Source organism: uncultured Gimesia sp. (genome assembly GCF_937910335.1).
In the GTDB taxonomy this organism is placed as follows: domain Bacteria; phylum Planctomycetota; class Planctomycetia; order Planctomycetales; family Planctomycetaceae; genus Gimesia.
The window spans coordinates 1-13,437 of record NZ_CALEMX010000228.1 but is presented as its reverse complement, the minus strand read 5'-3'; the positions used below and the strand labels follow the sequence as shown (position 1 = coordinate 13,437).

Annotated in this window: 11 protein-coding genes; 5 read left to right on the top strand and 6 right to left on the bottom strand. The window is 45.8% G+C overall.

Annotation, left to right across the window (positions count from 1 at the left end; translation table 11 throughout):
• A partial coding sequence (locus Q0668_RS08930) for a protein kinase (RefSeq protein ID WP_298863097.1) occupies positions 1-630 on the bottom strand: 630 nt, incomplete at its 3' end.
• A gap of 477 nt (positions 631-1,107) precedes the next feature.
• Here Q0668_RS08930 and Q0668_RS08925 point away from each other — a divergent pair.
• From Q0668_RS08925 to Q0668_RS08915, 3 genes are all read left to right on the top strand, one after another.
• Positions 1,108-3,456, top strand: a complete 2,349-nt coding sequence (locus tag Q0668_RS08925; protein ID WP_298863095.1) for a serine/threonine-protein kinase — start codon at positions 1,108-1,110, stop codon at positions 3,454-3,456.
• 215 nt (positions 3,457-3,671) lie between these two features.
• Positions 3,672-4,421 (top strand): DUF1080 domain-containing protein, encoded by a 750-nt coding sequence (locus Q0668_RS08920; protein WP_298863092.1) that lies wholly within the window; start codon positions 3,672-3,674, stop codon positions 4,419-4,421.
• 96 nt (positions 4,422-4,517) lie between these two features.
• Positions 4,518-5,849 (top strand): PQQ-binding-like beta-propeller repeat protein, encoded by a 1,332-nt coding sequence (locus tag Q0668_RS08915; RefSeq protein WP_298863089.1) that lies wholly within the window; start codon positions 4,518-4,520, stop codon positions 5,847-5,849.
• 94 nt (positions 5,850-5,943) lie between these two features.
• On the opposite strand, the gene Q0668_RS08910 is transcribed toward Q0668_RS08915, so the two are convergent.
• The 5 genes from Q0668_RS08910 to Q0668_RS08890 all read right to left on the bottom strand — a co-directional run bounded on the left by Q0668_RS08910 (position 5,944) and on the right by Q0668_RS08890 (position 11,038).
• Entirely contained in the window at positions 5,944-6,240 is a 297-nt protein-coding gene (locus tag Q0668_RS08910; protein ID WP_298863086.1) for an antibiotic biosynthesis monooxygenase, read from the bottom strand.
• 124 nt (positions 6,241-6,364) lie between these two features.
• Positions 6,365-7,126, bottom strand: a complete 762-nt coding sequence (locus Q0668_RS08905; RefSeq protein ID WP_298863084.1) for a hypothetical protein — start codon at positions 7,124-7,126, stop codon at positions 6,365-6,367.
• Positions 7,127-7,291: 165 nt separating this feature from the next.
• On the bottom strand, positions 7,292-7,741 hold the full coding sequence (locus Q0668_RS08900; RefSeq protein ID WP_298863081.1) for a GNAT family N-acetyltransferase: 450 nt from the start codon (positions 7,739-7,741) through the stop codon (positions 7,292-7,294).
• 18 nt (positions 7,742-7,759) lie between these two features.
• Positions 7,760-9,586 carry a DNA helicase RecQ gene (recQ, locus tag Q0668_RS08895; protein ID WP_298863078.1) on the bottom strand — a complete coding sequence of 609 codons (1,827 nt, stop codon included), beginning with the start codon at positions 9,584-9,586 and terminating at the stop codon, positions 7,760-7,762.
• A gap of 111 nt (positions 9,587-9,697) precedes the next feature.
• Positions 9,698-11,038, bottom strand: a complete 1,341-nt coding sequence (locus Q0668_RS08890) for a DUF1501 domain-containing protein (protein WP_298863075.1) — start codon at positions 11,036-11,038, stop codon at positions 9,698-9,700.
• A gap of 499 nt (positions 11,039-11,537) precedes the next feature.
• Between Q0668_RS08890 and Q0668_RS08885 the strand changes: the two genes are divergently transcribed.
• Both Q0668_RS08885 and Q0668_RS08880 read left to right on the top strand, forming a co-directional pair.
• Positions 11,538-12,860 carry a cyclopropane-fatty-acyl-phospholipid synthase family protein gene (locus tag Q0668_RS08885; protein ID WP_298863073.1) on the top strand — a complete coding sequence of 441 codons (1,323 nt, stop codon included), beginning with the start codon at positions 11,538-11,540 and terminating at the stop codon, positions 12,858-12,860.
• A gap of 30 nt (positions 12,861-12,890) precedes the next feature.
• On the top strand, positions 12,891-13,437 hold a 547-nt coding region (locus Q0668_RS08880; protein ID WP_298863070.1), incomplete at its 3' end, for an FAD-dependent oxidoreductase.

The window sequence follows — 13,437 nt, the reverse complement described above, 5'->3', positions numbered from 1 at the left end:
CCATTCGATTTCTTGTGTTTGATCGTTCCCAAATGGTCTCGCAATTATTAAAGGTTCTGATTCGTTCATCGTTGCCAACTGGGTAATAACCCGGTTCAGGCCGATACCATTGATGCGTTGCATCACTGCGTATAAATAACCCTGGTCCTCTCCTATGCGATAAAAGGAAACAATATTCTCATGTCGTAATCGAGAAACCAGTCGCGATTCCCGCTCAAATCGTTCTCGCCAGCGTGGTGTCATTTCTGATTTCCATGGTAGCAACTTTACGGCGACATGCCGATTTGAACTGCCCTGCACCGCCTCATATAAAATCGAAGTTTTACTTCGCGCTATTTCTCGAATGATCCGACAATCTCCAAGTTGTTTGATACTCTTTGGAGCAGGCAGTTTAACTTGCAAGCTGGAAAACTCTCGATTTCCTTTCCATTGTTCCATAGCAATCAAAACCGGAAAACTTTCTTTGATTTCTTCTGCGTGATCCGGATAAACGTCAGCATACTCGTCAATTGATGGATTCATCCACCGGCGGTGCTCATCCATAAATTGGCTGGCCAACAATTCAAGCGAGATACAGGTGGCTTCTGAATCGGTAAATGGTTCGGGATTGATTTGATTTTCAGAATTCATGTTGACCCTTGTAGACATTCTGAAGTCATGTAGGCCTTCTGTCTCAGGCTCATACTCAATGACAAGTAATGTCTGGGATCAGAAAGACTGTTTGGAAGGTTCTCAGGAGCGAAAGCCTCAATCTGTGTCAAGCATCGCGCGTACACAATTATTAGTAGAAAACGTAAATTGAGATCCCATTGCTACCATGTATCGCTGATATTTACGAATCGGGCAGTAGTCCTAAAAAGTGTGTATTATACTTGATTTCGATAGATCTGATCATTTTTTCAGTGTGTGGTTGAGCTTCAATCCGGTTTTTTAAAGGGAAATCATTGATTTCATAACGAATCTCAGCACTTAGGCGTAATTGTATACAGTAGCCAAATGAGGCCTCTTTCAATCGCTCTTACCTAGTGGTAAAGTGAATGAAAATGCTTGATTTTAATGTAAAGCAAATGGCAAATGCCTCCAGTCTGGTTTAACGGAGAAAGTACGTTGTCTGAACCATCAATCGATCCAAACAAACCTCATGGTGGAGAGTTCGATGCTACACAAATATCTGAAGAACTAGATTATTCAAAAGAAGATCGTGATATCGCATTCGCTGTAGAAGCGTTGGAATCATCGGTAATCAGTGAGAGACAGTTGGCAACGGCGCTCACGACGTGGACCCTCTACGGTAGTACAACATTGGCTGAGCAACTGCTCAAAATCAGTTTGTTACCCCAAGGCACGATATATGAGATTGAACAACGCTCCTTGTGCCGACTGAAAGAGCTTTGGGACAGCGTGGCTGAAGACGATCAGAACGCATTCAGCGCCAGTTTTCTGACAAAAGCAGCTTTGGAACGCATGGATGAATCGGGTCGTATTGCCAAGTTACTGGGTGTCAGTGTTGCTATTTCCGGCATCGAAAACAGTGAGTTGCGCGAGCAGCATTCGCGCTATCAGCTCATTCGAAAGCTCGGACAGGGAGGGCTGGGAACCGTCTGGTTGGCTCGTGACACTAAACTACAAAGGTATGTAGCACTCAAGGAAATCAGAAATCGGAAGACTGCCAACAAAGCCGCCCTGGATCGATTTCGTCGTGAAGCGGAAATCACAGGCCGATTAGAGCATCCCGCGATCGTTCCCATATATCAGCTGGGAGAAGATGCCGCTAGCGGACAAGCTTTTTATGTCATGCGATTTCTGGGTAAACAAACATTGCAAGATACGATTAATGAATATCATGAGCGTCGGTTGGAAGGCGATGAAGATCCCATGCTGCTGCGCAATTTATTGTCAGCGTTTGTCATTGTCTGTCAAGCCATCGGGCATGCACATTCCCGAAAAGTGATTCACCGTGACTTGAAACCCGAAAATGTGGCGATTGATAATTTTGGGCAGGTCATTGTCATCGATTGGGGGCTGGCGAAAGTACTCGATGATGGTATGCTCGGCGATAGCGTTGCAGATATCGGATTCTCAGATGTTGCCGACGGTCAGAGAACACTTGCGGGGCAGGTATTAGGATCCCCATTATACATGGCGCCCGAACAAGCTGCCGGACGTCTAGACGAAGTGGATGAATCGACAGACATATTTGGGCTCGGTGCAATTTTGTTTTCGATTCTCACAGGACAGGCACCCCACGAAGAGAATCGTGAAATATCTGGTAGTTCAACAATCAGGGAATTGATCACTGTGATTACCAGTGGACCGACTCCTCGAACTCAATCTGTTAACGAGAATGTAGATCTGGCCCTCGATGCTATATGTGCCAAAGCAATGGCCAAAAAACGTTATGCACGTTACTCATCAACAACCGAATTGTCCGATGATGTTCAACGTTGGATGGCAGGAGAGCCCGTTTCAGCCTATAACGAAAGGCTCTCGCAAAGGCTCGGACGTTGGATACAACACCACCAGAAACTTTCACAATTAATCGCAGCGGCCGTCATTATCTCAATTGTCGCGATCACGACGCTGACGATTTCGACGCGACAGAATTATATTGCCGCCCAACATGCTCGTTTTGAAGAAATGAGATCAGACGAGCGAGAGATTGAAGTGCAACTGATCTCTTTAGGACAGGTACTCAGTGGAGACGCATTGTTTATGTCCACATTACCGCCGATCCAGGCGATTATCGACGTTCGTTCTGGAAACGAGAGTTCAGAAGCAGAAGCAGAAGGGGAAGATATTTGGCGTGGTAGATTAGAGACCATTTATGAAGGTTTGATGCGAGCCAATCCTGACTATCTCTCGGTATCATACATCAAGGTTAGTGAAGAAAAACCACAGGAGATTGTGCGTGTCGAACGCAATATCGCTAATCAAGGATATATCCGAAGTGTGCCCCAGAGTCGTTTGGCAACGTTAGAAATGTCACCGCTATTAAAAGATGTGATAGCCATGGATCCGGGAGTGATCAAACTCAGCCTCGGTCAGCCACTTTCATCAAACCAGCATAGTGGTCAACATCGGAGTATCATTGCTGCGATCCCGGTTTTCGATGAAAAATCGGGCGATATCTTTGGCATTGTTGTCATCGAAGCTGACTTAGTGAACCAGCTGAAGAACATTCTGAATGGTTTGGATGACCGGTTGGGACAAATCTATATTACGGATAGTGAGGGAAAAGTATTACTCAGCTCGAATTCGATTTCCGGCGTGGAAATTGTTTCTCACGAGATGCAGATTAAAGATTTTATTCCTCAGGCAGTAGCATTCTTTTCAAAAGATTCGCGGCAAAAGTCGTTAAGTGATGGAAAGATATTTGTCGCGCATCGAGTGGAACTTGATCCTGTCGATGATTCCTGCAACCTTTGTATTGTGCAAAAACTCATCACTGACGAGTAGACTCTGATTGATCTTTGTCAGCCAGGTTTTTTGTACATTCGAGGTTTAAGGTGAAGAGCTAAGAGCTCAATAGATCCCTGTAAATTCAGGAATATCGGACCACTTTCTTGCAGGCATGTTGTAATTTAGGCTATCTGAAATTACAGTGAACCATACACCTTGGTTTACCAAATCAAAATACAATATTTCATGACCGATCAATAGAGGAATGACTTATGAAGATGACACTGAGTTTCAAGAAATCTCTCGTTTCCGTATTGTCCCTGATGATTTTGGGTTCGACTGCATTGATTGCAGGAGAGAAGAAAGATTCGAAAGCGCATAATACACCACCAGAAGGATTTGTCGCTCTGTTTAATGGAAAAGACTTGTCAGGCTGGATCGGCATGAACTTCCATAAGGTGAAAGGCAAAAGTCCCGTCGCTGTCCAAAAAATGTCAAAAGCCGAACGCGAGGAACTTTTGAAAAAGAATTGGGAAGATGTTCTGAAACATTGGTCCGTCGAAAAAGGTGAGCTAGTCAATGATGGCCATGGCGTCTATCTGACAACTGCTAAAGATTATGGTGATTTTGAATTACTGCTCGATTATAAAACTGTTGCCAAGGCGGATAGTGGTATCTATCTCCGAGGCGTGCCACAGGTACAGATTTGGGATACAACCAAAGAAGGTGGAAAGTGGGATCGAAAAGCCAATCTTGGGTCCGGTGGGTTATTTAACAACAAAGGTGAAGGCAAACATCCACTCGTGCACGCTGACAAGCCATTTGGTGAATGGAATCATCTCAGGATCATCATGAAAGGTGAAAAAGTTACCGTCTATCTGAACGGTAAACTGGTAGTAGACAATAAAAAAATGGATAACTATTACGAAAAAGAGAATCCAATTTATGAAACTGGTCCCATTCAATTACAGACGCATGGCGGCGAAATTCGTTTTCGTGACATCTTTCTAAAAAAATTATAACGCTAAGTCAGACAACCTCATTCTGTTAAAACAGAATGAGGTTTAGTTTGAATAAAGCATGTTTTTCAAAGCGAATTCAGGGAATGAGGGTCAGGGATGAATTCTTCAGTGGTTGCATTTCACACGCGTCTATTACTCATCGGATTAGTGCTCTTCGTCGGGTGTAGTAAGAAAACTCCAGTAGAAGAAATCTCAGTCCAGGCAAGTGGAGTCACATTAAGTGATGAGGATGTTCCCAACCTTACCACAGATTGGCCCGGTTGGCGCGGTCCTCAGCAAAATGGGCATGCACCTGATCAGGAACTACCGACAGAGTGGAATGAAACAACGAACGTTCTCTGGAGAACGGATATTCCCGGCCGAGGGCACAGTTCCCCGGTGGTCCTGGAAGATTTGGTTTTGCTGGCAACAGCCGACGATCAGAAGCAGGAACAATTGGTCATCGCGTTTAACCGCGCTGATGGAAAGGAACGCTGGAAAACGGTAATCCATACGGACGGCTTCCCATCACAAGGCCAGCTACACAAAAAGGGGACCAACGCGAACGGTACCGTACTCTGTGATGGAGAACATATTTATGTAGTCTTTCTCAATTCCAAAAAAATTATTGCGACAGCCCTCGATTTAAAGGGCAAGCAAATTTGGCAGAAAGAGCTGGGTGCTTTCAATTCCAAGTTTGGTTACGCTCCTTCCCCCCTGCACTATAAATCGTTTGTCATTATCGCCGCTGATAATCGAGGAGGCGGCTATATCGCTGCCCTCGATCGAAAGTCAGGAGAAATCGCCTGGCGTGTTTCGCGTCCCGCAATCAGCACGTATTCCAGCCCGGTAGTCGCAAACGTGGGAGGCCGCGAACAGCTTCTCATTAGTGGCTGTGATCAAGTCACCAGTTATAATCCCGCAACAGGAAAAGAGTTGTGGAACACACCCTGTCTGGCGGAAGCGACCTGTGGAACAATTGTCACTACAGAGAAACTTATCTTTGCCAGTGGTGGTTACCCCAAACGAGAGACCGTCTGTTTATCTGCCGAGGGTAAGTTGCTCTGGTCTGACAAGACCAAAATTTATGAGCCGTCGATGCTCGTTGAGGGAGAGCAACTCTATGGGGTGACCGATGATGGCATCGCATACTGCTGGTCAGCTGAGTCAGGCGAAGTTCTCTGGAAAAACCGGCTCCGAGGTTCCTTTAGCGCTTCGCCTATCCTCTGTAATGGCTTAATCTATATCTCGAATCTTTCGGGAGAGACCTTCGTGTTTGAGGCGGATTCCAAAGAATTTAAAGAAGTCGCCGTCAATCAGTTGGGCACAGATTGTTATGCCAGTCCGGCTGCGGTTGACGGCCAACTATTTCTCAGAGTCGGCACTGACTCAGGTGGCAATCGTCAGGAACAGCTGATTTGCATTGGCGCACCACCAACCAAAAAATAAGTACGCGATGCGAATCATCTGAGTGATTGTCACTGTATCGCGGCATAAAAAGCGATCTTCGTAACTCAGTTTATTAAATCGTTAGTACTACTTCTTATGCCAGGCGTTCAAACGTCTCGATCGAAAATTCGGTCTCTTCATTTTGGAAAGCGGCTTTGGATTGCGCCATAATACTTGCCCAGGCATGGCACGTCATACAAGCTTCATGATCTGCTTTGGATTCCCACTCCCAATACATCATTGTTTCATTGCATGTACGAGACCGATGGAAACCAATCGAAATGAAACCAGGCTGCTGTTTGGCAATCGGAATCATATTCAGCCCGATATCACGAATTTCTGTTTTCAGTGAATCCGGATATTTGACTTTTGTGATGGCGACAAAACTCATAATGGATCAGCTCCCGCAGTTGATACAATGAAGTGGATTCAAATTATGATAATGCAACAGATTCGCTTTTTGAGGTCGAGGGAACTCCACAATGGGAAGTAATCGTTCACTCGCCTGATCTATGTCACTTTTCAGGAACTGGTTTCGGTGCCCACGAAGGTCTGAGTAGCCACTGTTGGATATCTTCTTTGTCATTCTCAATGATACCAATGTCAACTTTGTCAGTCCAATGTAGATAGAAAGCTGTTCGTGATTTTGGGTCCGTGATCTTGAAGTGGCCTTTTTTCTCTTGGTCTTCCAGCCATTTATGAGTGGCATCAAAGGCTGTTGAACCCATCATCTGGTATCGAATACGTCCACCGCCATAGTTCTTGTAGAGATGTCGCTCAAAATTTTCAATTTCAATGACCTCAAGTTGACAAGACATCATCGAATCCTGTTTATATTCCAACTGGATTTTTCGTTTCTTTTTTTCAAAACGTCGCTTTACATCAACGGTGATTCCCGGCTGCTTCAGCTGGTCATCAATTGATTTCAATTTTGCACGAAAAAGCAATGCCTCACCTTTGATGTAATCGTCGACTTTGGTGAAATACGCTGTTGCGCTCGCGACCTCTTTTTTTGTCAAATCAAACTTCGACTTATGTTTCAAATAGTACCGATCGAAAACAGGATTCCAAAAGAGCCACTGTAACTTATCGTGAAGTTCCTGGTTTGTCCCAGTTGGGATTTCATCACGATAAACGGGTTTACCGAATACTTCACCAATCTGTTCTCTTGCGGGTGTCTTTGGTTTTTGGGCATTCAGCGGAGAGATCAATATCAATGACAACAATCCGGATAAAATCCATGCAGACCTGCAGCGTTTGAGAACGAACATCAACATGCACAATTTTCCCTCAGGGTGAAAGTAATGTAGATCTCTAAGTTCGCAAGTGTTCGGGTCGTATTATAATAGAATCAAGCAAGTACGCTAGAGTTTTTCAGCGCAATTAAGTCGACGGCGATTGTAAGACAGAGCCTCATCGAGAGATTCGATCAGAAATGAGTATTATACTGTAAAGTCATAAGTATAATATTGCTCGGTTCTGATCCACCCCGTCGATTCATATAAGGCTTGCGCCGTCTCATTCGTGACTTCCGTAGAGAGTGTCAGCCGAATCGCATTCCTGGTTTTGGCGTAATCAACGGCAGCCGATAGTAGAAGTGAACCTACCCCTTGCTTGCGACTCTCCAGAGTGACAAATAGATCGTTCAATATAAACGTGGGGGCGAGCGAGACCGATGAAAAACTGGGATAGAGTTGAGTGAAGCCAACAGGAGTCTCGGATTCGCGTGCGATAAAAATGACAGACTCGTTATTTTCGAGACGTGCGGTTAGAAATGCGCGTGCCGCCTCCAGATCGCTGTTGCGTCCATAGAATTCGCGATAACTGTCAAATAGCGGCACGAGCACTTCGATATCAGTGAGGTCAGCTCGTTTCACAAAGATTTGATTCATTTCACGATGTTCCCCAGATTATGTCAGATACTCCGCGATGCATTCCAGAAATTGCTGGCCAAAGTCGTCACACTTTTTCTGGCCAACACCCCAGATTTCTAAAAACTCCGGTTGAGATTTGGGTTTGTCGCGGGCCAGTTCCCGTAGAGTGGCATCGCCGAATACCATATAAGGTTGTAAACCCTTCTCGCCCGCGATCTCTTTTCGTAGATTTCGTAGTTGTTCAAATAACCCCTGGTCAACGCCCTCCCAGTTGGCGTCTTGCGATTGTTTTTTGACAGGACGGGCTTTTTCGGATTTGCTTTGATCTGTCGTCCGCATCAATTGTGGAGTGACTTCTCCCCGTAATAATCGCCAACCCGAGTCGGTGATCCGCAGCTGTTGATATTCAGCGGTTTTGGTTAAGAACTTTTGGGAAACCAATTGATTCAGCCAGTGGCGTATTGTCGAAAGACTTTCGTGTTTGAGCAGGCCGTAAGTACTGAGTTGATCGTGACGATTGGCGAGTACTTTTTTGTCTTTCGAGCCTTTTAACACCGCAGCCGTGTAGGACGAACCAAAGTTTTGATCCTGCCTGAATATCGAAGACAGGATCTTCTGAGAAGTCTCCAGGGCATCGTCTACCTGTTGGAAATCGCCACGGCACAGGTCACAGCCTGTTTCACAATCTTGTTCCAGATCCTGTCCAAAGTGCTGCATCAGATAACGATGTCGACAGTCAAATGCATGACAATAGTTTTGCATGGCTTGAAGTGACTGAAAAGCCGTTTTTTTGGCTTCATCGGGTTGATCATCCAGAATCCGTTTCCAGATCATGGCGTCTTGCTCTGAGTATAATAATACGCATTCGGCTTCTAATCCGTCACGCCCTGCCCGGCCACTTTCCTGCTGATAATTTTCCAATGACTTGGGTAAGCCTGCATGAATCACATAACGGACGTTCGGTTTATCAATTCCCATTCCGAAGGCGATTGTGGCGACGATGGCATCAATGCGGTCCTGAATGAAGGCTTCCTGATTGGCTGCACGTTTTTCATCAGGTAAACCAGCATGGTAGGGTCGTGTTTCGTAGCCGGCATCGTTCAACGACTCACTCAGGGATTCCACATCCGCGCGGGAAATGCAATAGATAACCCCCGGCTCTTCAGGGTGTCGATCAAGCACTTCGCACACTTGTGAAAAACGATCCGCGCGACGGGCCACAGAATATGTCAGATTGGGACGATCAAATGAACCGATCAGAATTTCCGGATCTTTTAATCCAAGTTGGATGGCAATATCAGAGCGAACCTCTTCAGTCGCGGTCGCAGTATAGGCGTGAATTCCACATTGGGGAAAGATGTTTTTCAGCTCTTTTAATTCACGATAATGGGGGCGGAAATCATGTCCCCACATACTCACGCAATGGGCTTCGTCAATCACGATAAATGACAGCTTGATCTCTGCCAGCATGCAGAGCATGCTTTCCAGCATCAGCCGCTCAGGTGCGACATAAAGGAGTTTGATTTTACCTGCACGGACTTCTCTTAAGACTTGTCGTGATTCTTCCTGTTCGAGCGAGCTGTTAAGGTAGGCGGCTGATATCCCACAGACGCGCAAAGCATCGACCTGGTCTTTCATCAGCGAGATCAAGGGGCTGACGACCACCGCCATTCCGTCTATGCACAATGCAGGTGCCTGATAACAGAGAGATTTGCCTCCACCCGTGGGAAGCACGACCAGCGAATCGCGGCCTTCCAGTACAGCCTGCATGGCTTCCTGCTGGAGGGGACGAAATTCGGAGTAGCCCCAATACTCGTGCAATTTCTCCAGTAAAGCGTCATCCATCCCTGCTCTTACCATCATCAATCCCGTTCAATTTCGATCAGCTGAAACGTGTTCTTGTCGGCTGATGCATATCGTAGCGGGTCGGGTTGAAAAGCTAAAGGATAGCCGCTTTTCGAAGTGAGAATGAGATCAAATGATTTCTGGCATCGGTGTATAGTTATCGACCAGATAATGCGGACGACCAGCCAAATCTCGAATGGGGGCAGTTGTGTAATCAATTCCCAGGTGATGATACAATGTCGCAAACACTTCGCCGAAGTGAATCGGACGGTCTTCAATTTGGCCTCCCAGGCGATCAGTGCTGCCAATCACCTGGCCGGTTTTGAATCCACCACCGGCAATTAATCCGCCGCCAACAGCGGGCCAATGATCGCGGCCGGCATCTTTGTTGATTTTGGGAGTGCGTCCAAATTCTCCCCACGCGACAACAGCGACGTCGTCAGCCATGCCGCGCTCGTGCAAGTCTTCAATCAGTGTGGCTAATCCCTGGTCAAATAGCGGGAGGTGAGAGCTTTTCAATCCGCTGAAATTGTTACTATGAAAATCCCAGCGTCCAAAGTTCAAAGTGACGATTCTGGCGCCCGCTTCCACCAGTCGTCGGGCCATCAGGAAATGTTCGAGGTTACGTGGAGAGCCATCGCCAAAGTTCTTTGGATCGCCTTTGCCATAACGTTCTCGAATGGCTGGATCTTCCTGTGAAAGGTCTAGCGCGTTGACCAGGCTATTAGAAGTGAGGATATTGAACACCTGCTGGTTCATATCGTCCATGCCCTGCATTGAACCGCTGGCATCCGCATCACGTTTAAACTGATCAAAAGATGCCAGTAGTTGTTTTCGGTCATTCAGACGCGATGAATCGATGCCATTTAAAACCATGTTCTTTCGCGCGGGTCCTGAAGGACGGAAGGCAGAATGGCTCACCCCCAGAAATCCAGGGAGACCGGGAGAGCCATACGGTGGATGGCCGGTATTCGGCGCTAAGCCGACAAATGGTGGCACAGCAGGATCAGCGGATCCTTGCAGTTTTGAGACCACAGATCCAATGGAAGGCCAACCTCCGGCTGGCTGGTTACGCGTTGTTCGTCCTGTATAGCAAATGAAAGAATCGTGGGCGCCACTGGGTGAACCATGTACAGAACGAAGTGGGATAATTTTTTCAGCAATGTTACCAAGACGCGGAAGGTGCTCACAGATTTGAAAGCCGGGTACTTTCGTATTGATCGGACGGAACTCCCCGCGTATTTCAGAGGGGGCATCCATTTTCAAGTCATACATGTCCTGGTGTGAAGGAGCACCGCACATATAAATCATGATGACCGCTTTTTTACGTTTGCTCTTCCCCGAAGCAGACTCTGCCTGCAGGAGCTGAGGCAAACTTAGGCCACCCATTCCCAATGCGCCAATTTTTAGAACTTCACGACGCGAAACGCGATCACAGAGTTTTGTATCCGGTCCCCAGATAGATAGCATGAAAGATTCTTTCTCAAGGAATGGCAGGAGTTTACAGTTCTTATCGGTAGGCGAGGATTAAGGTGTGAAATCAATGATAAAAAAACATTGATGTGTTCAATTGTAGCACCTCACTGACCGCTATTCCAAGCCCAAATTATCAAAGTCTGCTACCGGAATGAAAAAAAACAGGGATCAAATTAATTCTGGGAAAATAGTGACAGGCACGTAAGATAAGTAAGAATATTCGGTCGTTCAGATAGTCGTTCAGATAAAAGATTACTACTTGGATAAAAAGCGACTGAATACGGGGCCGTAAAACTTCCGGAATGGTATTTTCTGTATTTTTGTTTTTGAAAATTTAGAAGATAAGTGATCAGAACTATAAAAAACAATTGAAAATATGATTGTGTATGTGAAAATAAGATAGAAGGATCAGATTTCATTAATTCTTTTGAGGAATATCGAAATATAAAACGAACCGGGTAAAAATTGATTGTCGCAAATCGGGAGAATCAAAGTGAATCCAATAAAGTCCGACGCAAAAAAGAAGTCTGCTCAATTAGAAAGAACAGCAGGTTTCGAAAACAGCCTCATTCATTCAGACGTTCATTCTGGATTACCAGATCTGCAACGCACCGCCGGTAAAGCCTCTGCATTTGACAAATGGTTAATGCGGACCATGCTGCAGAAATTGGGCAATCCGGAAATAGAAATCGTCTTGTGGGACGATTCTGTAATCACAACTTCCATTTCTTCACCGTCTATTCGTATTTATATCCATCAACGCAGCACGCTTTATAAACTGTTGATTGATCCAAGCCTCTATTTTGGAGAGGGCTACTCTCAGGGAACGATTGAAGTAGAAGGAAGTTTGGTCTTTTTGAATGAAGCCATTAATCGCTGCATGCCTTCCATAAATGCGAAGCATTTTTATCGAGATGGTATTCGGGGCTGCCTGAGATGGTTAAGTCGAAATACGATCGATGCCGCACGGAATAATGTCCATCATCATTATGATATTGGAAATGATTTCTATAAACTCTGGCTCGACCAACAATTGGCTTATACGTGTGCCTATTTTTCCGATCCAAAAAAATCTCTCGAAGCAGCGCAAATTGCAAAGATGGATCATGTCTGTCGTAAGGTTGGTTTGAAACCGGGGGATACTGTCGTTGAAGCTGGTTGCGGGTGGGGTGCCCTGGCTTTGCATATGGCAAAAAATTATGGTGTCAGAGTCAAAGCTTTTAACGTTTCGCACGAACAAATCATCTATGCACGTGAGCGTGCTAAAGCGGAAGGATTGAGTGACCGGGTTGAATTTCTGGAAGATGACTGGCGGAATATTACCGGCAACTTTGACTCATTTGTGTCGGTTGGAATGCTGGAGCATGTGGGACTGAAGAATTATGAAGAGCTCGGTAATGTGATTTCCCGTTGTCAAAAACTTGAGGGACGTGGATTGATCCATTCGATCGGCTGCAACTCTCCCCGTGTGTTAGATAGCTGGACCACAAAACGAATTTTTCCTGGTGCTCATGTCCCCAGTTTGAGTGAGATGATGCGGATATTTGAGTCTCAGAAGTTCTCGATTCTGGATGTTGAAAATCTTCGTCTGCATTATGCTCTCACACTAGAGCATTGGTTACAAAGATATGAACAAAATATTGATGAAGTCCGCGGAATGTTCGATGAGAATTTTGTTCGCACCTGGCGTCTCTATCTGTCAGCTTCGATAGCCTCTTTTCGGACAGGTTCGCTGCAATTATTTCAGGTGGTCTTTACGAATGGCGGTAATAATGAGATTCCCTGGACACGAGACAAATTATATCAGACTGAATGAGTTTCAAACGATGTAAGGGATAAGACGGCGATGGACAGTGAGGCATGCGATGTCCTGATTATCGGCGGAGGACCAGGAGGCTCCTCCTGTGCATGGGGGTTGCGCGATTCCGGCCTGGATGTGCTTATATTGGATAAAGCTACTTTTCCACGCGACAAAGTATGCGCGGGTTGGATTACACCAGCGGTTGCTGATCTGCTGGAACTGGATTTATCAGATTACAAACAAGATCACGTTCTGCAACCGATTACTCGTTTTCGTACCGGGATCATCGGAGGTACGGCGATTCAGACAGAGTATTCTCAGATCGTCAGTTATGGGATTCGTCGTTGTGAGTTTGATGATTATTTACTGAAACGTTGTAAGGCGCGCACTAGATTAGGTGAACCCTTCAAATCAATGGAACGTGTAAGCGGTGAGTGGATCATTAATGGCACACTATGTGCAAAAATTGTCGTGGGTGCAGGCGGTCATTTCTGTCCGGTGGCGCGCTGGATGAATCAGAAGCAGGAGTTAGGTAAACCGGTCGTGCTGGCACAAGAGTCGGAATTTTTACTCTCTCCCGAACAGCACAACG